Raw genomic sequence first — 20344 nt, forward strand, 5'->3', positions numbered from 1 at the left:
CCTTATAGAGAAAGGCATTTAGCGATTTTTGTCAATTGTTTTTTATCTAGAGCGAACTAATCAATTAAGTCTCTTGCCAGATAAGGATTTAGTCGATTTATGCCCCCCTATCGAACCATAACAAGTAACGAAGAGCCAGAAATACTTTCATCCAGTGCGATCACTATCTTCTTGTTAATTAAACTTTAAAACTGCGATCGCTGGTGGCATTGTTAAGTTTTCTTGAACGGGCGATTTTTGTAATCAAGAGTAGAACCATCAATATTTATGGTTCGGTTGGCTCTTGGTATGATACGAATGTCTATGGAGAAATGGGTGTTATACATTCCAGTCAAATTAAATTTGACAACTAGCGATCGCTTTTCTACGGGAACAGAGAATTAGATAAAAAATACTAATATTTTGTCGCCATCAGGTTCTAGCCGCAATTCAATTGAGTATAAAATGATCTCAGAAAAAGCCTCCAGAAAATGTCAAATCAACCATGAAAAAAATTATTTTGATTTCTAGTCTATCTTTGACAATGGTAATCGGTGCTTCCTGGGCAAAACCGAATATAGTTTTGGCTGAAACTTGTAATTACTTTGCCGGAACTGCTGTGACGGGAAAAAGCGTTAACATCGATTTATGTTCGATTGTTCTGGCTAGTTCCCGTAGTGTTGACTTTGTTTATTATTTAGGAAATCAACGACTGGTTAGCCAAGCTAATTGTGATAACGGAACTTGGACGACTTTTCCCGAAAGACAAATTCATCGTCCCCGCTCTCAGGCGACTCAAACAATGCTAGAGGTGGTGTGTAGTTACAGATTTAATAGTTCTCAATCCACATCAAGAATCGCTACAGCAATAGTGTTTTCTCCACCATCAAATGTGAGAACATCCCCCAATGGCAATATCATCTGTTCAGTCAGAGAACGTAGAACCATCAATATTTATGGTTCAGTTGGCTCTTGGTATTATACGAATGTCTGTGGGGAAATGGGTGTTATACATTCCAGTCAAATTAAATTTGACAACTAGAGATCGCTTTTCTACGGGAACACAGAAACGGGTAAAATCGATCAATGCAGTTGTTTTCTTTCGAGGTGTCGTCATTAATAAGAAAGCTACCCGTTCCTTAGCCGGTATTGCCGGAATTGTCGCCGTTGCCACCTTAATCAGTAAGGTTTTTGGTTTAGTCCGCGAACAGGTAATCGCCGCTGCCTACGGTGTCGGGCCGGTGGTGAACGCCTACGCTTTTGCCTACGTTATCCCCGGTTTTCTGTTAATTCTCCTCGGTGGCATTAACGGCCCCTTTCACAGTGCTTTGGTCAGTGTTTTGGCCAAAAGAGATAAATCCGAGTCCGCGCCGATTGTCGAGACTGTCACCACCCTAGTCAGTGCGATTTTATTAACTGTCACCGTCTTTTTAATCGTTTTTGCCAATATTTTTATCGATGTTCTCGCTCCCGGTTTAGATGCCGCCACCCGCAGCATGGCCATTCAACAACTGCAAATTATGGCCCCCATGGCGGTTTTAGCTGGTTTAATCGGCATCGGTTTCGGTACTCTCAACGCGGCGGACCAATACTGGCTACCGAGTCTCAGTCCGCTTTTTTCCAGTGTGGCGGTGATTATCGGGGTGGGTTTGCTGGCCTGGTCACTTGGCGATCGCATTGATGAGCCGCAATATGTGCAACTGGGGGGTTTTGTCCTCGCCGGCGGTACTCTCGTTGGGGCGCTTTGGCAATGGTTGGCACAAGTAGGCGCACAAGTCAAGGCAGGTTTAGGAAAATTAACATTTCGTTGGGATTGGCGGATTCCGGGGGTGTCGGAGGTGTTGCGGGTGATGATTCCGGCGACCTTATCTTCGGGAATGTTGCATATTAACGTTTATACTGACCTCTTTTTCGCTTCTTTTATCGAAAATGCCGCCGCTTCCATGCGTTACGCCAGTTTTATCGTTCTCACGCCCTTGGGCATCATGTCTAACATGATTCTCGTGCCGTTTATGCCGATATTTTCTCGACTGACGGAACCAGAAAATTGGGGAGAATTGAAGCGAAAAATCCGTCAGGGTTTATTATTGACGGCTTTAACCATGTTACCCTTCACCGCTATCTTTATCGCCCTCGCTTTCCCGGTAGTGCGAGTTATCTATCAACGGGGTGCCTTTAATCTGGCTGCCTCGGAACAGGTGGTTCCCGTATTAATGGCCTACGGTTTCGGGATGTTTTTCTATCTCGGCCGCGATGTTTTAGTACGAGTGTTCTATGCTTTGGGTGATGGTGACACTCCCTTTAAGGTGAGTATGGTGAATATTTTTCTCAATGGTGTGCTGGATTTCCTCTTGTATAGACCTTTTGGTACTCCGGGGATTGTTTTAGCAACCGTGGGGGTTAATATCCTTTCTATGGGCATTTTTACGGTAATTTTAAATCGTCGTTTAGGGGGTTTACCTCTAGGAGAATGGGGTTTATCCTTATTGGGATTAACGGTAATTACAATGCTTTCTGGTGTTGCTAGTTGGGGAGCTAGTTGGGGATGGGAAAAGGTTTTCGGTGCTGGTAATATTTTCTTACAATTATTACAGTTAGGTTTTGCTTCAACCGTAGCGGTGGGTTTATTCCTCCTCGGTGCGATGTTATTGAAGTTACCTGAATTAGACCTATTAATCTCGCGAGTTCGTCAGAAGTTCTTGAAAAAATCTTAGGTTTAAGTTGCTGCCTCACCTCATCATTACATAGGGTTTGCTGAAAAAGTTTTTTCTGGGGGCAGGGTGTAGGGTGTAGGGTGTAGGGTGTAGGGTTTTACCGATTTTCATCTGGTCAATTATCTAATTTTCAGGGAAAAAGTACCTGAATTTTCCCCCCAATCACTCCAAGGGTCGGCACTTTTTGATGGGCAAAAGGTCTAAAAGTTTTACCCAACAAGGTTTTCACATTTATTCAGCAAACCCTATTTATTTTTAGGAATTGGGGGCAGTTGCGGTGATTTTCGGCGAGAATTAGAACCGGATATTTTCGGGGGTAGGGGTGCAGAATTGCGATTAGATAAACTTTGAAGGCTCTTTTTCATATTAGCAGGTTCCGGCAGTTCTAGAGTTACCCCTTCCCTAGCGGTCATTGTTTGCCCCGGTAGGCATAAATCAAAAACAAAGGCAGAATTATTGGTTAAATCGGCCAGTTCTAATTTTACCATCTCTGGAGAGGATTCTCGTGCTAATAAAGGTTCAATTTCGGTTTTAATCAACTGTTCTAATTGAGCCAGATAATTGATCTTAACAGGAGTAACAATTAAAGTTAACATTTCTTGCCAACCTTGCCCCCCCAATTCTGCCAGAATATCCCCATAACAGCGAATTTTCCAGCTACCTATTCCCAAATCTCGATAGGAAAAAATTTCCAGCCAACCCCCGGCATCCGATCGATAATAATGAGTATATCTTTCACTACTTTCGGGAGATTCGTAATCGATACGCACTTCAATATGAGCAAAAGGAGAATCCAGACGGGCCAAGAGACGATAGTTTCCCGAGACAATTTCTAGAGAATTATTAGAAATTGTGTGTCCGTGATTCTCCCCTTGTTTTTGCAGTATAAATTCCATAATCCTAGCCTAGGCCTAATGTTTGGCCATGACGCTAAAACTTAGGATTTGTGCCGAGAGATTTGCGCTTTTAATTCCCTTGCTTGTGTCAATAAATCCGCTTGGGTTAGACTAATTTGTTCTTGGGTGGCCATCCATTTCAGTTGTACCGTGCCATTTTCAGCCTCAGCATCCCCCAAAATTATACAGCCCACCGCCTTAGCTCGATCGGCCCGTTTAAATTGTTTTCCGAAAGCGCTGCCGCTTAAGTCTAACTCAACGCTAAACCCCAATCCGCGTAATTGTTGCGCTAACACCACACTGCGGGCCTCAGCTTTTTCTCCTTTGGAGACGAGATAAAAATCGGGAACCAAAAAAGATAAAGATTGCTTTTGTTGTAATAATATAATCAGACGTTCTAAACCGATCGCCCAACCCACTGCTGGTGTGTCTGGACCGACTAATTGAGCTATTAAACCATCATAACGACCACCACCGCAAACCGTGGCTTGAGCGCCTAAATCATCGGACTGAATTTCAAAGGCCGTATGGGTGTAATAGTCCAATCCTCGCACTAAACAGGGATTAAGATTATAGATAACTCCCAAATCAGTTAGTAAAGATTGCACCCGTTCAAAATGCTTTTGAGAATCACTGCCGAGATGTTCAAGAATACTGGGGGCATTCTTACAGATAATCTTGGTTTTCTCGTCCTTACTATCCAAAATTCGCAGGGGATTTTTTTCTAATCTCTGTTGAGAATCCGCGTCTAAATCAGCTTTGTAGGGAGTCAAATAATCTAGCAAAGCCTGACGATAATTTTGCCTATCTTGGGCATTTCCCAGGGAATTAAGGTCTAATTTTAGGTTTTCTAGCCCCACAGCTTTTAATATCTCGCTGGCAAGGGTAATTACTTCCACATCCGCCCTAGGGTCATCACTTCCCAACAATTCGACCCCGATTTGATGAAACTGTCGCTGCCTACCCGCTTGCGGACGTTCATAACGAAACATCGGCCCCTTATACCAGAGTCTTTGTACTCCTCCGGCGGCCTGTAATTTGTGTTCAATATAGGCGCGAACGACCCCAGCCGTTCCCTCCGGTCGCAAAGTCAGGGAACGTTGACCGCGATCGAGGAAAGTGTACATTTCTTTACCTACCACGTCCGTCGCTTCCCCGATACCCCGTTCAAAAAGTTGCGTCTGTTCAAAAATGGGAGTTCGTATCTCTTGATACAGCGCAGTCCCTAAAATTCTGCTGGCAGTTTCCTCTAACCACTGCCAGTAACCGACCTCCGCCGGTAAAATATCTTTTGTGCCTCGGATTGCCTGGATTTCGCCCATAGTTCTCTGTATTTTTATCCCTATTTGAACAATCTTAAACCGCTTAGAGTCACTAATACCGTCGATCCTTCATGACCGATGACACCAAGAGGTAAAGTTATATCACCGGCAAAATTGGCTATTAGCAATATGCCGATAAACGCGAGGGCGAAAGTGATATTCTGTTTAACGATGCGATTGGCACGACGACCGAGGTTAATCGCGCTGGGAATTTTGGCTAAATTATCGGACATAAGGATAATATCGGCCGTTTCCAAAGCGACATCACTACCCGCTTTTCCCATGGCAATCCCCACATTAGCCATAGCTAAAGCGGGCGCGTCATTAATGCCATCCCCCACCATAGCGACAGTGTGATATTTTTCTTGCAGATTTTGGATAACGGTTAACTTATCTTCGGGGAGTAAATCAGCGTAAACCTCCTCAATGCCGAGTTTTTCAGCAACTTTATCGGCACTTTGTTGATTATCACCCGTAATTAAAACGATATGTTCGATACCGATCTTTTTTAGCTGCTTCACCAGATTAACTGCCGATTCCCGCAGGGTATCGGACACAGCGATCGCCCCGATTATCTGATTCTCTTGTACTACCCAAACTAGGGTTCTGCCTTCTTTTTGTAAACGTTCGCGCATAGCTAGGATATTCTGGTCAAGATCGGAAATATGGTCACGAATATAGGCAAAATTGCCCACAGATACCGACTTATCGGCAATTTTTCCCGTGATACCCCGTCCCGATACCGCTTGCACCTGATTAGCACTGAAGAAATTTATACCACGTTCCCTGGCTGTGGCGGTAATAGCGGATCCGATGGGATGTTCGGAACAGGATTCTAGGGATGCAGCCACCGCTAACACCTCATTTTCGCTGACTGCATGGATAGGGATAATTTCCACCACTTGCAACTTACCAAGGGTGAGAGTGCCGGTTTTATCAAAAGCGATCGCTCGTATGCGGCCGATCATCTCCAATCTTGCGCCATTTTTGAATAAAATCCCCTGTTTTGCCCCGTTAGCGATACCCGATAACAAAGCTGGCATAATTGAGGCCATTAAAGCACAGGGAGAAGCCACCACGAGAAAAATTAAGGCCCGATAGATAGTGGTTTCCCAGGTCCAACCCCAGAAAAAAGGCGGTAAAATCCCGAAAATTAAGCCCAAAATCACGATAATTTTCGCATAACCCCGCTCGAAACCTTCGATAAACTGTTGGGAGGGAGGGGATTCATTTTGCGCTTTTTCTACCAAACGAATCACCCTCTCAATTAAGCGACTTTCGGGGGGAGTTTCCACCTTTAAACGTAGCACTCCTGCACCGTTGAGAGTTCCCGCAAAGACTTCTTCCCCGATGGTTTTATCCACGGGAAGCGATTCTCCGGTAATTGGCGCTTGATTAATGGGACTGTTTCCCTCCATAATAATGCCGTCAATGGGGATTAATTCACCCGGTTTGACCAAAACTGTGTCACCGATCCGTAATTGCTTGATAGGAACCTTTTTTTCCCTGTCTCCCGTGATTAATCTAGCAGTATCGGGGGTCATGGCCATGAGAGAACGAATATTGCGATCGGTTTTCGCCATGGCAATCTGTTCTAATGCACCACTAATAGCGAAAATCAGGATTAAAACGGCTCCATCGATGATGAGATAGTAATTACTGTCCCAGAGTCCCAAAATCGCCGCCCCCAAGGCCGCTACAATCATTAAGAGGTCCACATCTAGTTCTTTTTCCTCCCATAAAGTCGTCAATCCTGCTTGGGTACTCTCGTATCCTCCCACCAGATATGCGATCGCTAGTAGGATAAAAGCCGGGCCGATCAGATTAAAGTGTAGGCATAACCAACCAAAAAAGACTAAAATAGCGCAAATTCCTGCGGCAACTGCCGAGGAATACTCAGACAACCAAGAGGACGAGATACTCTGAATCATGGAGCGATGGCAATTACTTTTCTCCCCATTCTAGAAAAAATTAGATCGATGCAGAAAACCCCTAGGACGTTATCCCCTGCAGCCAACTTAGCTGATAATAATTGGAATTTTGCCGAGGTTTGGATCGATCCGATGCTCTCCTCCCTATATCTTGCTTTTACTGGCTTAATCTTCAGGAAACTATCGCGTGTACGCTCCCTCTGAGGGTTATCAGGTGGTATTTACCGGTGCGAGTTACGAGGAAACGGAAAATTGGCTATTAGAGGACGAATTTGAACCGGTAGAGGGACGACTTTCGCCAGTAGAGATATAATTTCCTTATCTTCCTTTCCGCTTTTCTTCGATGCTATCCTTACTAAAAAAGCGATGGAATTGGCTAAAATCGCTCTTTATTGGCAGTCCGAAGGCAATTAACCCCAAAGAAGTCAAAAATACTCCTCCAGAACCCCGTGACGCACCAGCGGAATAGATTGAACTCATGAAAACCGACACGATTTTCTACCGACTTTTTCAAACCTTTCCCGATCTTCTGTTTGAGTTAATCGACTTTCCCAGGGAATTAGCCAATTTCTATCGATTTTCCTCCGTAGAGGTGAAACAACTATCTTTTCGCATCGATGGAGTCTTTCTACCAGAACGGCAAGATTTACCAATTTATTTTACCGAAGTTCAGTTTCAGAATGATCCGGAGTTTTATGCGCGTTTTTTCGCCGAAATTTTTCTCTATCTCAAACAGACGCAGTTAAAAAACAATTGGCGCGGGGTGGTGATCTATCCGAATCGAAGGGTGGAAAAGGAGAATATAGAGCGATATAGAGAGCTATTACAAGAAACAAGAGTACAAAGGATTTATCTCGAGGAATTAGCCGAGAGTCCACCAGATTCGCTCGGATTAGCGACGCTAGAGTTAGTAAGCTTACCCGAAGCGCAAGTGATCAACCAAGGAAGGGAGTTAATCGCGCGAGTGAGGGAAACGGGGGTAGAAAATCGCCAACAGGAACTTTTAGAATTGATAGAGACGATTTTGATTTACAAGTTGCCGCGGATTAATCGAAAGGAGATAGAAGCTATGTTTAGTTTAAGCGAGTTAAGACAGACGCGTGTGTTTCAGGAGGCCCTAGAGGAAGGTCGCCAAGAAGGTCGCCAAGAAGGGGAAATCATCGGAAAATTAGCTTCTGTTCCCTTATTATTGCGAGCGGGGGTTAATCCCCAAGAAATCGCCGCTTCTCTGGGATTATCTCTCGAACAGGTCTTAGAATTGGCTCGGTCACGCGAAGCGTTCGCTGGAAGATAGCGATCGCTAGGGTATTTTCAGAAGTTCGATTGCTGATTTCCCCTTTTAGGACGAGTATGAACCCCGAAAGGGACGACTTTCGGCAGTAGAGATATAATTTCCTTATCTTCCTTTCCCCCTTTCTCCGATGCTATCCTTACTAAAAAAGCTCTGGAATTGGCTAAAATCGCTCTTTATTGCCAGTCCAAAGGCAATTAACCCCAAAGAAGTCAAAAATACTCCTCCAGAACCCAGCGATGGAGAATATGAAGGGATATTGATGGGGTTATTCGAGCAGGTGGCAGCGGGAACCACTACCGACGGGTTACGGGAATGGCTATACAGTCGCCATTGTGACGATAAAAAGCTGGCGCGGTGGTTAGAGGTCAAAAGCGAGGAATGGCTACGGTATCCAGAAGATTATCAAACTTTAGGGCAGGATCTGGCGGCTTTAGGCAAGGTGATGACGGGAAATCTGGGGGAAGTATCCCAACGGATTAGCCTCCAGTTACGCGACGCGGTGAGGGATGTTTCCGGTGTGGAGGAGGAAAATCTAGACTCAAAGGAGACGGATTTAACGGAAGTGGTTCAGGATGCCGCATTCTGGTTTGAGCAAGGATACCAGAAATACACGAATGGGGATTTTATCGGCGCGATCGCATCCTACGACAAAGCTTTAGAAATTAAACCCGATAAGCATGAAGCTTGGTACAACCGAGGGATTGCGTTATATAGTTTAGGCAGATTTGAGGAAGCGATCGCATCTTACGACAAAGCTTTAGAAATTAAACCCGATGACCATCAAGCTTGGACTAACCGAGGGATTGCGTTAGGTAATTTAGGCAGATGGGCAGAAGCGATCGCCTCTTACGACAAAGCTTTAGAAATTAAACCCGATTGCCATCAAGCTTGGTACGGCCGAGGGGTTGCGTTAGGTAATTTAGGCAGATTAGAAGAAGCGATCGCCTCTTACGATCAAGCTTTAGAAATTAAACCCGATTACCATCAAGCTTGGTACGGCCGAGGGGTTGCGTTAGATGATTTAGGCAGATTTGCAGAAGCGATCGCCTCTTACGACAAAGCTTTAGAAATTAAACCCGATTTCCATCAAGCTTTGTCCGGCCGAGGGTTTGCGTTAGGTAATTTAGGCAGATGGGCAGAAGTGATCGCCTCTTACGACAAAGCTTTAGAAGTTAAACCCGATTTCCATCAAGCTTGGTACAACCGAGGGAATGCGTTAAAGAATTTAGGCAGATTAGAAGAAGCGATCGCATCCTACGATCGAGCTTTAGAAATTAAACCCGATGACCATCAAGCTTGGACTAACCGAGGGAATGCGTTAAGGAATTTAGGCAGATGGGCAGAAGCGATCGCCTCTTACTACCAAGCGGTAGCCATTAAATCCGATGACCATCAAGCTTAGTCTGACCGAGGGTGGGCGATTTGTTCTCTGGGTAAAATAGGGCTAGATCAACTAACAGAATACAGCGATCCTTACCATTGGGCAGCCTATACCCTGACTGGACAGGACTAACTTATGGAAATTCCCAAAACAATTATCGATCTTGAAGCGCTGCTAATTGCCCTCGCACAGCAGACTGAACCCTTGCCAGAATATCTACAGCGATCGCTCAAAGAAATTGGACGATTACTAAGGTGTTAGGTTTCATGCTTCAACTCAACCTAAGTTCTATAAAAATTATCGGTAAACCCAAAAAAAAGGAAGCTAAATCATGAAAATTACTATCGATATTCCCGATGAATTGCTTCAACATTACAACTACAATAATCTTACCCGTGAAATTTTAGAGGCTTTGGTGGTGCGGGCCTACCGAGCGGAAAAAATCACCAGTGCCGAGGTCGGAAGTATTTTAGGTCTATCTTCTCGTTGGGTGCTGGATGCTTTTTTGAAAAACCATGATGCCGATTTACATTACAATGAAGTCGATCTAGAGAGCGATCGCAAGACTCTTCAGCAACTTCGCAACAAACACGATCATAGTCTTTTTTGATCGTCGTTTCAATTAAATTGAAGATAGATTTCGCCTTTGATATCCCCTTAATAAGGGGGGCGCTGATCCCCCCTTGATCCCCCCTTAATAAGGGGGGCGCTGATCCCTCCTTGATCCTAGGGTTGATTCATAGTAGGGTTGATTCATGAATCAACCCTACTACCCTTAATAAGGGGGGCGCTGATGGTTTTTAACACCTACCTACTTAAAACTACATTCCCATAATTTCGTAACCGGAATCTACATAAATAATCTGACCGGTAATACCACTAGCAAGATCACTGGCTAAAAAAGCGGCCGTATTTCCCACCTCAATTTGTGTCACGGTGCGATGTAAAGGAGCGATTTCTTCCACATGATGGATCATATCAAGAATTCCCCCCACGGCCGAAGATGCCAAGGTGCGAATTGGACCGGCAGAAATACCATTAACTCGGATCTTTTGGCCCCCTAATTCGGCGGCTAAATAGCGAACACTCATTTCTAAACCGGCTTTTGCCACCCCCATTAAATTATAGTTAGGAATTACCTTGACACCGCCGAGATAGGTAAGAGTAATAATACTTCCCCCTGCCGTCATCAAAGGTTTAGCCGATCGAGCTAGACGGGTTAGGGAAAAAGTGCTAATATCTAGGGATTTAGTGAAAGCTTCCCGAGGGATGGCGGTAAAATCGCCCGTTAAACCCTCTTTATCGGCAAAAGCGAGACAGTGAATCAAAATATCCAGTTTGCCCCATTTTTCCGCCACTGTAGCGAAAGTATCTTCTACCTGTTGGTCATTTTGGACATCGCAGGGGACATAAAAAGCGGGATTAAGTTCATCGGCCAATTCTCGCACTTTTTTCTCAAAACGGCCCTTTTCGTCGGGGAGATAGGTGACACCGATATTTGCACCAGCTTGATGGAGTTGTTGGGCAATTCCCCAAGCGATCGAGCGATTATTGGCAATCCCCGTCACTAGGGCGTTTTTTCCCGTTAAATCTAACATAGTTCTCGTTTCTCTTACAAAAATCTCCCCAATAGCCGACCCCAGCGAGATTCGGTATAATAGGGATACAGATAAAGGGGCAGCAATGATCACCCCTCCCCCATTGTCTGGCAAAAAGCGCCCAAAACTTTTCCCAGTTTAGGCAGCGGTTGTGTTTAATAGAGGTGACACTCGTTGCATAATAAAAACAATTTTCCCCTTTTTTGGATGTGAGATGGACTTATCCCTAATACAAGATAAACCCCTAGCAGATGTGTTCCGTCGAATCGGCAGCGGCAATTTCCCCCCGGTGGTGGAATTGTTCGAGCGTGGCAAAACGATCTTTTTCCCTGGAGATCCCGCCGAAAGAGTCTATTTTTTGCTGAAAGGAGCCGTTAAGTTGTCGCGAGTCTATGAAGCGGGAGAAGAAATTACCGTGGCTCTACTGCGGGAAAATAGCGTCTTTGGTGTGCTATCCTTACTGACCGGCCAGCGATCGGATCGTTTTTATCATGCCGTGGCTTTTACTCCGGTAGAATTACTCTCGGCCCCAATCGATCAGGTAGAAAGATCCCTCCGCAATAATCCCGATTTATCAATGTTGATGTTGCAGGGGTTGTCCTCGCGCATTCTGCAAACGGAAATGATGATCGAAACCTTGGCTCACCGGGATATGGGTTCACGTTTGGTCAGTTTTTTATTAATTCTCTGTCGTGATTTTGGGGTTCCCACCACCGATGGCATCCGGGTGGATCTAAAATTGTCTCACCAAGCGATCGCAGAAGCGATCGGTTCTACCCGCGTCACTGTCACCCGTTTATTGGGAGAGCTGCGGGATCAAGAAATGGTCTCAATTTACAAGAAGAAAATTACCGTCCATAATCCCGTCGCTCTCAGTCAACAATTTACTTAAATTCTGGATGACTAGCGCTTATATTTTGGTTTTGGCCATCGTGGTTTTAGGTGGTCTGATAGCGGCGGTTGGCGATCGCATAGGGAGCCGTATCGGTAAGAAAAGGATGCGTTTATTTAATCTGCGTCCGAAACAAACCGCGACTTTGATGACGATTGTAACGGGAATTTTGATCGCCGGTTCGACTTTAATTGTCTTGTTTGCTTCTAGTAAATCCCTGCGTCAAGGGGTTTTTGAACTGGATCGTCTTTTAAATGAACGTCGTGCCGCTATTAAGGATTTGGAAAGACAGGTGAGAAAAACCACCGAGCAAAAAAATCAGGTGGAAAAGGCTTTAAAAACGGCTAAAAGTGAACAGATAGCTGTGCAGAAACGTCTAGAGGTTCTTAACAAAAATTATCAAGCTTCTCGTCAACGTTTGCGATTAGTTTCGGGACAGTTGGAAAAGTTTCGTAAGGAAGTGGCTAATTTAAACAATGAACGAGTCATTTTAACTAATCAAAAGGCACAGTTAATCAGTCAACGGGATCAATTGTCCCAACAAAAATCAATTCTTTCTAGTCAGATAAATCAACTACAAACCACCGTTCAAGTTAGAGATAAAGAGTTGGCTAATCAACAAAAGTTATTAACAATCAGACAAGCGCGACTTCAACAGTTGGAAACTCAACAAAAAACCCTACAGCTAGAAATTGATCGCCGGGATCAACGCATTGGAGAACTCGATCGCTCGATTGTGGATAAAAATTTGGCTTTGGAACAGCGCGAGGGAAAATTAAAAGATTTAGAAACCCAAATGGCTTTTCTTAAGCGGGAAGTGGAAGTTTTAGAACAATACTATCAAACCTATCAAGAATTGCGAGAAAAACAAATCGCTATTTTCCGGGGACAGGTGTTATCTTTTGGAGCTTTTCGTATTGTTGATACTCAAGCTATTGTCACCGTTATCGATAAATTATTGCGAGAAGCGAATATGAATGCTATCCGTGCCACCCAACCGAATCAGCCTAATTTTGACCAGCGTTTAGTTAAGATCACAAAAGCACAGGTAGAACAGTTAAGTCAACAATTACAGGACGGTAAAGAATATGTGGTGAGAATCCTTTCCGCAGGTAATTATGTCTTAGGAGAAAGCGAGATTCGTGTCTTTGCTGATGTGGTTCCCAATCAAAGAGTTTTTGAGGAGAAACAGGTGATCGCTGCCGTTTCCATTGATCCCCAAAATATGACAGAAGAAGACCTACAAAAGCGGTTAGATTTACTCTTAGCTTCGGCTCAATTTCGCGCTAGAAGTGCGGGAGTTTTAGGGTCAATTCAGGTGGAAGATGGTTTATTAACTACGGTAGTTAACTTTATTGGTCAAGTGAAAAAGTCGGGTAATTCTATCGAGACACTTGAGGCAATTGCCGCTAGTAAAACTAATACATCTGGACCTTTAACTTTGCGTTTGGTAGCGGTAAAAGATGGTAAAATTGTTTTTAGTACGTCCTCTTAAAAGATAGCTAAAGTTAGGAGTTGAGATTAAAATCAATTACTTCGTAAATATCGGCAAGACTTAAGCTAATTCCTAAAGAATCTAGGGATATAATTCCCCTTGCTGGGGTGTATTCTTGCAGTAACCAATTATTGTCTGATGTTTTGCTATAGGATTCTATTAGTATCTCCCCTTGACTGACGAGAAGATATTGGTTTAATTGGGGTATAGAACGATAATAACGAAATTTATCACCCCGATCATAACCAGAGGTAGAAGGAGATAAAACTTCGATAATTAGGCAGGGATTTAAAATTTCATCGTTGCGATTATCACTAAATAATGGTTCCCCGGCAATAATCATTAAATCTGGGTATAAACCGCGATTATATTGGGGTATCCATAGTCGCAAATCACTGGGAAAGACTTCATAAATAGTTTTCCTTAAAGCATTGTCTAACAAGCGAATTAAATTGCGTACCAGTCGATTATGATTGATGCTTCCCCCTGTCATCTCGATAATTTCTCCGTCGTGATATTCGTGTTTAACCTCGGCTATGGTTTCTAAATTACGATATTCTTCTAAGCTGCGGGTTTTGGTAGGAGATCGAGTTAGCATTTTCTCTGTCACAGAATTTTTAATCCTCCTGATTATAACCTAGATCACAGAAAAAAAGGTTATCATTCATAAATTATTCCTCAATTAAAATCAATTCCTTCGTAAATATCGGCAAGATTTAAGCTAATTCCTAAAGAATCTAGGGATATAATTCCCCTGGCTGGGGTGTATTCTTGCAGTAACCAATTATTCTCTGAGGTTTTGCTATAGGATTCTATTAGTATCTCCCCTTGACTGACGAGAAGATATTGGTTTAATTGGGGTATAGAACGATAATAACGAAATTTATCACCCCGATCATAACCGGAGGTGGAAGGAGATAAAACTTCGATAATTAGGCAGGGATTTAAAATTTCATCGTTGCGATTATCACTCAATAATGGTTCCCCGGCAATGAGCATTAAATCTGGGTATAAACCGCGATTATATTGGGGTATCCATAGACGTAGATCGCTAGATTGAAGACGATAATTAGTTCCTCTTAAAGCTAATTTTAGCAGGACAATAAGATTAATGAGAATACTATTATGATTGATGCTTCCCCCTGTCATCTCGATAATTTCCCCGTCGTGATATTCGTGTTTAACCTCGGCAATGGTTTCTAAATTACGATATTCTTCTAAGCTGCGGGTTTTGGGAGGAGATTGAGTCAACATTTTTCTAGATTAGAGCTTCTTTTATTTAATCATAACACAATTAATGCTACCCATTTAATTCTAATTCCCCTTGGAGAAAATCAATAAATTGTCTAGCAGTTCTTCCCGATCGCCCATTATGTTGGGTTGCCCATTGTTTGGCACGAAATTCTAATTCTTCTAAGCTAATTTTTAATTTAGCTAAACTGGCTAAATGACGCACTATTTCCAAATATTTTTCTTGATTAGCAGGTTCAAAAGTGAGGGTTAAACCAAAGCGATCACTAAAGGATAATTTTTCTTGTACTGTGTCCCAATTATGCACTTCATCACTATCTTTTGGTTGTGGTCGATCCGCAAAAAATTCTCTGACTAAATGTCGGCGATTAGAAGTGGCATAAACTACGACATTTTTCGGTCTAGCGGTGACGCTTCCCTCTAAAACAACTTTTAAAGCTTTAAAAGCTTCATCGTCTTCTTCAAAGGATAAATCATCGACAAAGATAATAAATTTTTGGGGCAAATCTCGCAAGATTTCAATAATTAATGGTAGGTCTTTTAACTGCGATTTTGCCACTTCAATTAAGCGCAATCCCTGACTATGATATTTTTGCAATAATCCCTTAACCAGAGAGGATTTTCCTGAACCACGGCAACCATAGAGTAAGACATTTAAAGCGGGATAACCTGCTAATAAAAACTCAGTGTTTTTAATCAAGGTTTTCTTAGCCATTTCATAACCGACTATGTCTTGAATCTGCACGGGATCGGGATGAGTAATTCCTTGTAATCTGCCTTCTTGCCACCTTAAAGCTTGATAACGGGCAAAAATTCCTGTACCACACTCACGATAATAATCGGCTAGATCTTCGACTAATTCCGTCCAATCTAAACTAGAATGTAGGAAACTTTCTAATTTATTGTCCACTTCCCAAGCGGGGAAAATTAGAAATTTAATTTGTTCAAAAACTGTCGAATTACTTAAGCTATAAATGCTAGAGTTATAAAGAGATTGGAGGATAGATAAATCCTGTTTAACGCCATCAATTAAAGATTCGGGTAACTCCGAAACACTTTTTTTCTGTACCTGTTGACTAAAGGGATTATCATCTAATAAAATTTGTTCGATTAGAAAATCATTCCAACTGATATTTCTGGATGCTAAAGCTTGAAACAATTTACCATAAGCTTTGAGAAAATCGGCAACATTATCCGTAGATAATAGGGTAATAAATGCCTGACCAATAGCATTATCAAAAACCCCTTGATACAAAACTAACAAGCTGACTTTTTTGTAAATTTCAGAGTTCATTTTTAATTCTCCACTAATAACTAACATTTCATGGCCGCCTTTTGGCAATTCCTAATCCGATTTAATAATTGCCGCCTTGTAGCCGAGGGAATGCCAATCAGTTATTATACTACCAAGATAGGGCGATATCTGCAACATTAAGGTTAAAAAGGGAGAAATGCCTACCGACTAATTCTTAGGATTTCTTGAATTGATTCTCGATAAAATTGATAACTTATAGCAGTTATCTTCATGGTGAGGTGCAAAGTTTTCGTTTTGGGGAGACGGTCCCGATGAAAAAATTTTCACCCCCATAGATGAAAGAGGTTTCCTTCCCTACACCCCACACCCCACACCCTACACCCTACACCCTCTTTCAAGTCAGGAGAAGATACCCTGTCAGGTTACACATCATCTTGAGGAGAAACGCTATATTTGATAAAATTTAACCAATCTTGGATTTCCTGTCCTAACCAGAGACATTCATCCTCGCGGAGATTCTGGCCGATAAGATAATAATTTTTAGCCGTCCGCAGACGAATCTGATAGTTACCTTCTGTGCCATTGCTATGGAGAAAAATACCCCATAAATCTTGAGTTTTAAAAGCAAATTTTTTGTAGATAAAATTGAAGACTTTATATTTAATTAAAACTTCTTGAGGTGTAAGAATTAATTGCATCTCCCGCAAACAAATAAAACCAATTAGAGCTATAATAAAGGTAAGAATCGGGGAGATAAAGACAGTGACAGTAAGGACAATCGCCAAAGACCAGAGGGTAGGAGCATCGGAAAGTAGCTTAATTTTTGGGGGTAAATTAATCTCTAAATTATCCCGGCGTTTAGCGATACGGATGGAACTGTGGGGAGGTTTTGGTAATTTCTTAGGATCGATTAAACTTGAGGCTTGGCGATAGGAGGGATGTTGGAGAAATTTCAGGGCTTCTCTGGCACTTTTAAACCGCTTTTCTACCGCCATATCGGTCATAGTTTCTAACCAATCGATTAAATCATCATCGATTGTCACCAGTTGGCGAAATTGAATTTTAGAGTCGCGGTGGGGCAGTTCTATCGGCACAATTCCCGTCAATAAATGAATTAAAGTCATGCCCAAGGCATATAAATCAGAACCCGGAACTGCCCGGCCCCAAAATTGTTCTAGGGGTGCATAACCACTCGTTCCCACCACGGTAAAAGTAACTCCTGTTGCTGCACCCCTGGACTGGACTGCGCCAAAATCTACTAAATAAACGTTATTTTCTGAGTTAATAATTAAATTACTAGGTTTAATATCTCGATGTAATACTGGGGGCGATAATTCATGCAAATAAATGAGAATTTCGAGAACTTCTTGGGCAATATTCCGAATTACCGTAGGGGGGAAACGTTGCCCCCTTTCTAAGTGATCGCTTAAGGATTCTCCGGGTATATAATCTTGTACAAGCACAAACCAAGGAATCCCGTCACCTTGATTTTTATCGAGGGAAAAATAATCGCGATAGCGGGGAATACGGGGATGATAGAGAGAAGCTAAAACGGCGGCCTCTCGTTCAAATAATTTTAATTCTTCCCATTCCATCTGGGGACTAAAAGCGAGGAGTTTAATAATTACCGATTCCTGGGATAATACATCGGTAGCTAACCAAGTTTGACGACCGATAGCGGTATTGCCTAGGCGTTGTTGTAGTTGGTAACGTTCAGCTAAAAGAGAATCAGAAGTAAAGGTCATAGTGGCTTTTCCCTTATTTAGGGTCTGCTGAAAAAGTTTTTCCTGGGGACAGGGTGTGGGGTGTGGGGTGTGGGGTGTGGGAAGTGGGAAGAATAAATAAAAATAATCTCCTATCTCCTATCTCCTATCTCCTATCTCCTGACGACCGGCTACTGACGACCGGCTACTGACTCCTAACCCCACCAACAAACTTTTTGCCGCAAACCCTAATTAATATCAATTTGTTTTTTGGCTGTCCAACAAAGGGCGATTCCTTTTTCTTTATAGGAAGATTCTCCGACAAAGATAGGATATAATTCAGATTCCCCACGATAGATAATTTCCTGACCATCAAACCCTAGAAAAATCGGTTGATTGGGTTGAATTGCCTGATAATCTCGTTGGAGAATCTGAGGATGTAACATGGCTTTAATTTCACCCTGTTCATCCCTAGGATAATCGATCGAGCCTAAACGTTGGTAAACTGTGAGGGATTCGCTGAAAGTATCGAGATGGGCAGCCAGATAATTTTCCTGTTCGATATAGTCTAGGATTTGATAGATGAGTGTTTCGGTTTGACGAAAAAGATAGGGACAGATGACACCATGGTTAACCGGACCGATTTCGAGGGTAAAAGCTAGGGGACAAATTCCTTTCAGAAAATGATTTTCTTCCTCGCTGACGGGATGATAAATTAAGCGCACCTCAGGATTAATTTTAGTCAGATAGGTAAAGAGTTTTAATAGCCAAGGATGGGGATTAGAATAAATAATTGCCAGCATCATGTTAGATGTGGTGCTGTGAATATCGATTAATAAATCAATGGATTTTTCTCGGATTTCTTTGACTATTTTTTTGGCTCGTTTTTGTTCGTATTGCTGACCATCGGGATTAACTAAATCTTTCTGGTTAAAACAACGATTTAAATCCGTATCGATATATCTAAACCGTTGCTTTAGGGCTAAGGGATTAGCGATGAGACTGTGGGATTGAAAACTGCTGCGAGCAATAAGATTAGGTGACTTTTGCAGGTATTTAACCAAATAAGCGGGAGTTAGTTCATTGCCATGCACACCGGCAATTAAAGCCAGATTTTTAATAGTAGTTTTCTGCTCGATCATTTTTTATAATTTTTGAGAAGTTAAGTGGGTGGGTGGAATTAAATATAAGATGAACGTAGGTTGGGTTGAAGCATGAAACCCAACGCCCGATTATGTTACGCTACCGCTAACCCATCCTACAAATAATTGTGCCTCCCTACTTATAATTATTTATGGTTTGCGGCAAAAAGTTTGTTGGTGGGGTTAGGAGTCGGTCGTCGGTCGTCAGAAGATTATTTTTATTTATTCTTCCCACACCCCACACCCCACACCCCACCCCTATAACTGATTTAGAAAAACCAGCCGTAGGAATGAAGACCTTTACCTAAAAGATTCACCCCTAAATAACATACCCAAACCACAACAAAACCACTGGCCGCTAGAATAGCTGGTTTTCTTCCCTGCCATCCCCGGGTAATGCGGGCATGGAGATAAGCGGCAAACACTAACCAAGTGATTAGCGCCCAAGTTTCTTTCGGATCCCAACTCCAATAGGAACCCCAAGCTTCATTCGCCCAAACTGCCCCGGCGATGATACCGATAGTGAGAAGGGGAAAACCGAGACCGATGACCCGATAACTGATATTATCGAGGGTTTCCGCCAAGCTAAGACGTTGGGGCGAAAGGGTCGCCATCGCTGTTAAGGTGGGAGTTAAAAGGGCGGTTGTGCCACTGTTAGCCGTTTCCAGGAAAATTGGGGCGGAAAGAGTGGTAGATAACTTATTTTGCAGACGATAGGCTCCCGTACCCACGGAACTGCCTTTTAACTCGATATTTTGACCTCTAGTGACGATCAGAAAAGCGATCGCCATCAGGGAACCCACCATCAAAGCAGCATAACTTAACATCATGACGCTAACGTGCATCATCAGCCAATTCGATTTTAAAGCTGGAACCAAGGGCGCCGAAGTTTGCATTTCCCCGGGTAAGGACAAAGTGGCAAAAGCAGTAATCCCCATGGCTACAGGAGTCGTCACCACCCCCACCAGGCGACTGCGGCTATTGTACTCAGCAATTAAATGAACCGCAGTTACACCCCAAGCGAGAAAGAATAAAGATTCGTAAAGATTGCTGATGGGGAAATAACCCGCTTCTAACCAGCGCGCCCCCAATAAAGCGGCGATACAGAGGTTAGCGATGGCCACTCCCGTGCTGCCCAGGCCCGGCAACAAAGGTATGCTAGGAAAGGCTGCCCCGGCCCAATAAACCAGCATGGTTAAAAACAGGACTAAAAAAGAAGTGTTATCGAGAAAGTTCTCTAAGCTAACTAAATTCATGGGATTTCTCTCGTTTGTCGCTCGCTCGCTACCAAGTATTCCATCCTCTATCCTATCCCATCGGTAAGGCGATCGAGACAGGGAATTGTTAGTATCAGCAATTCCAAATTCAGAATGTAGCAAGGAATACAGAATACAAAACGCTTTTGCCCTGTAGCTCCCCATCCAAAATCAAGAAGAATTAACGCGAGTAACAGGGATGGCCTCATCGAGCATAAAGTCTAAAAGGTGGTGC

At 43.0% G+C, this 20344-nt stretch carries 22 protein-coding genes; 11 read left to right on the forward strand and 11 right to left on the reverse strand.

The genetic code is table 11. The annotated features are described in order from the left end of the window. The first annotated feature begins 484 nt into the window (after positions 1–484). A complete protein-coding gene (locus O9332_RS22320; protein ID WP_002760314.1) occupies positions 485–1021 on the forward strand; it encodes a hypothetical protein in 537 nt (178 codons plus the stop codon). Beyond that, positions 966–2693: a murein biosynthesis integral membrane protein MurJ gene (gene murJ / locus O9332_RS22325; protein ID WP_002760316.1), complete on the forward strand. Its 1728-nt coding sequence runs from the start codon at positions 966–968 to the stop codon at positions 2691–2693. Before O9332_RS22320 ends, murJ begins: the two co-directional genes overlap by 56 nt. 245 nt (positions 2694–2938) lie before the next feature. On the opposite strand, the gene O9332_RS22330 is transcribed toward murJ, so the two are convergent. Genes O9332_RS22330 through O9332_RS22340 form a run of 3 tightly spaced genes read right to left on the reverse strand, consistent with a single transcriptional unit; the run spans position 2939 to position 6842 of the window. Further along, on the reverse strand, positions 2939–3589 hold the full coding sequence (locus O9332_RS22330) for a hypothetical protein (RefSeq protein WP_002760318.1): 651 nt from the start codon (positions 3587–3589) through the stop codon (positions 2939–2941). A 41-nt stretch (positions 3590–3630) separates the two neighbouring features. Beyond that, a complete protein-coding gene (gene hisS / locus O9332_RS22335) occupies positions 3631–4911 on the reverse strand; it encodes a histidine--tRNA ligase (protein ID WP_002760319.1) in 1281 nt (426 codons plus the stop codon). 20 nt (positions 4912–4931) lie between these two features. Continuing rightward, on the reverse strand, positions 4932–6842 hold the full coding sequence (locus O9332_RS22340; RefSeq protein WP_002760321.1) for a heavy metal translocating P-type ATPase: 1911 nt from the start codon (positions 6840–6842) through the stop codon (positions 4932–4934). Between the two features lie 187 nt (positions 6843–7029). Between O9332_RS22340 and O9332_RS28510 the strand changes: the two genes are divergently transcribed. Next, positions 7030–7155 carry a hypothetical protein gene (locus O9332_RS28510; RefSeq protein WP_002760323.1) on the forward strand — a complete coding sequence of 42 codons (126 nt, stop codon included), beginning with the start codon at positions 7030–7032 and terminating at the stop codon, positions 7153–7155. A gap of 5 nt (positions 7156–7160) precedes the next feature. Here O9332_RS28510 and O9332_RS22350 read toward each other — a convergent pair whose 3' ends face one another. Continuing rightward, positions 7161–7322 carry a hypothetical protein gene (locus O9332_RS22350; protein ID WP_288027480.1) on the reverse strand — a complete coding sequence of 54 codons (162 nt, stop codon included), beginning with the start codon at positions 7320–7322 and terminating at the stop codon, positions 7161–7163. Between O9332_RS22350 and O9332_RS22355 the strand changes: the two genes are divergently transcribed. The 4 genes from O9332_RS22355 to O9332_RS22370 all read left to right on the forward strand — a co-directional run bounded on the left by O9332_RS22355 (position 7321) and on the right by O9332_RS22370 (position 10127). Beyond that, positions 7321–8136: an Rpn family recombination-promoting nuclease/putative transposase gene (locus O9332_RS22355; protein WP_288027482.1), complete on the forward strand. Its 816-nt coding sequence runs from the start codon at positions 7321–7323 to the stop codon at positions 8134–8136. The two genes, O9332_RS22350 and O9332_RS22355, sit on opposite strands and share 2 nt — an antisense overlap. 127 nt (positions 8137–8263) lie before the next feature. After that, positions 8264–9538 (forward strand): tetratricopeptide repeat protein, encoded by a 1275-nt coding sequence (locus O9332_RS22360; RefSeq protein ID WP_288027484.1) that lies wholly within the window; start codon positions 8264–8266, stop codon positions 9536–9538. Between the two features lie 114 nt (positions 9539–9652). Further along, positions 9653–9778 (forward strand): hypothetical protein, encoded by a 126-nt coding sequence (locus tag O9332_RS22365; protein WP_002780589.1) that lies wholly within the window; start codon positions 9653–9655, stop codon positions 9776–9778. 70 nt (positions 9779–9848) lie between these two features. Further along, complete coding sequence (locus O9332_RS22370; protein WP_288027486.1) at positions 9849–10127, forward strand: UPF0175 family protein; 279 nt, start codon at positions 9849–9851, stop codon at positions 10125–10127. A 211-nt stretch (positions 10128–10338) separates the two neighbouring features. Here the strand turns inward: O9332_RS22370 and fabI are convergent, their stop codons facing one another. Beyond that, positions 10339–11115, reverse strand: coding sequence for an enoyl-ACP reductase FabI (gene fabI / locus O9332_RS22375; RefSeq protein ID WP_002797558.1), 777 nt, complete (start codon positions 11113–11115; stop codon positions 10339–10341). Positions 11116–11329: 214 nt separating this feature from the next. Here fabI and ntcA point away from each other — a divergent pair, with 214 nt between their 5' ends. Continuing rightward, positions 11330–12007 (forward strand): global nitrogen regulator NtcA, encoded by a 678-nt coding sequence (ntcA, locus tag O9332_RS22380; RefSeq protein ID WP_002793163.1) that lies wholly within the window; start codon positions 11330–11332, stop codon positions 12005–12007. A gap of 7 nt (positions 12008–12014) precedes the next feature. Beyond that, positions 12015–13502: a DUF3084 domain-containing protein gene (locus O9332_RS22385; RefSeq protein WP_002760338.1), complete on the forward strand. Its 1488-nt coding sequence runs from the start codon at positions 12015–12017 to the stop codon at positions 13500–13502. Positions 13503–13515: 13 nt separating this feature from the next. On the opposite strand, the gene O9332_RS22390 is transcribed toward O9332_RS22385, so the two are convergent. The 3 genes from O9332_RS22390 to O9332_RS22400 form a co-directional block, all read right to left on the reverse strand. After that, complete coding sequence (locus O9332_RS22390) at positions 13516–14100, reverse strand: Uma2 family endonuclease (RefSeq protein ID WP_288027488.1); 585 nt, start codon at positions 14098–14100, stop codon at positions 13516–13518. Positions 14101–14180: 80 nt separating this feature from the next. Beyond that, complete coding sequence (locus tag O9332_RS22395) at positions 14181–14756, reverse strand: Uma2 family endonuclease (protein ID WP_288027490.1); 576 nt, start codon at positions 14754–14756, stop codon at positions 14181–14183. Between the two features lie 46 nt (positions 14757–14802). Beyond that, positions 14803–16047 carry an ATP-binding protein gene (locus tag O9332_RS22400; protein ID WP_288027492.1) on the reverse strand — a complete coding sequence of 415 codons (1245 nt, stop codon included), beginning with the start codon at positions 16045–16047 and terminating at the stop codon, positions 14803–14805. A gap of 296 nt (positions 16048–16343) precedes the next feature. Here O9332_RS22400 and O9332_RS22405 point away from each other — a divergent pair, with 296 nt between their 5' ends. Beyond that, positions 16344–16475, forward strand: a complete 132-nt coding sequence (locus O9332_RS22405; RefSeq protein WP_288027494.1) for a hypothetical protein — start codon at positions 16344–16346, stop codon at positions 16473–16475. On the opposite strand, the gene O9332_RS22410 is transcribed toward O9332_RS22405, so the two are convergent. Then, positions 16431–17753: a serine/threonine protein kinase gene (locus tag O9332_RS22410; RefSeq protein WP_052278585.1), complete on the reverse strand. Its 1323-nt coding sequence runs from the start codon at positions 17751–17753 to the stop codon at positions 16431–16433. The two genes, O9332_RS22405 and O9332_RS22410, sit on opposite strands and share 45 nt — an antisense overlap. A 206-nt stretch (positions 17754–17959) precedes the next feature. After that, positions 17960–18853: an aspartoacylase gene (locus tag O9332_RS22415; RefSeq protein ID WP_288027495.1), complete on the reverse strand. Its 894-nt coding sequence runs from the start codon at positions 18851–18853 to the stop codon at positions 17960–17962. A 126-nt stretch (positions 18854–18979) separates the two neighbouring features. Here O9332_RS22415 and O9332_RS22420 point away from each other — a divergent pair, with 126 nt between their 5' ends. Beyond that, positions 18980–19117 (forward strand): hypothetical protein, encoded by a 138-nt coding sequence (locus tag O9332_RS22420; RefSeq protein WP_196219844.1) that lies wholly within the window; start codon positions 18980–18982, stop codon positions 19115–19117. A gap of 5 nt (positions 19118–19122) precedes the next feature. Here O9332_RS22420 and ccsB read toward each other — a convergent pair whose 3' ends face one another. Continuing rightward, the gene (gene ccsB / locus O9332_RS22425; protein WP_288027496.1) at positions 19123–20109 is read right to left on the reverse strand and encodes a c-type cytochrome biogenesis protein CcsB; all 987 of its coding nucleotides are present in this window, start codon (positions 20107–20109) and stop codon (positions 19123–19125) included. Positions 20110–20344: the final 235 nt, after the last annotated feature.

The organism is Microcystis sp. LE19-10.1B (genome assembly GCF_027530565.1).
Lineage (GTDB): Bacteria > Cyanobacteriota > Cyanobacteriia > Cyanobacteriales > Microcystaceae > Microcystis > Microcystis aeruginosa.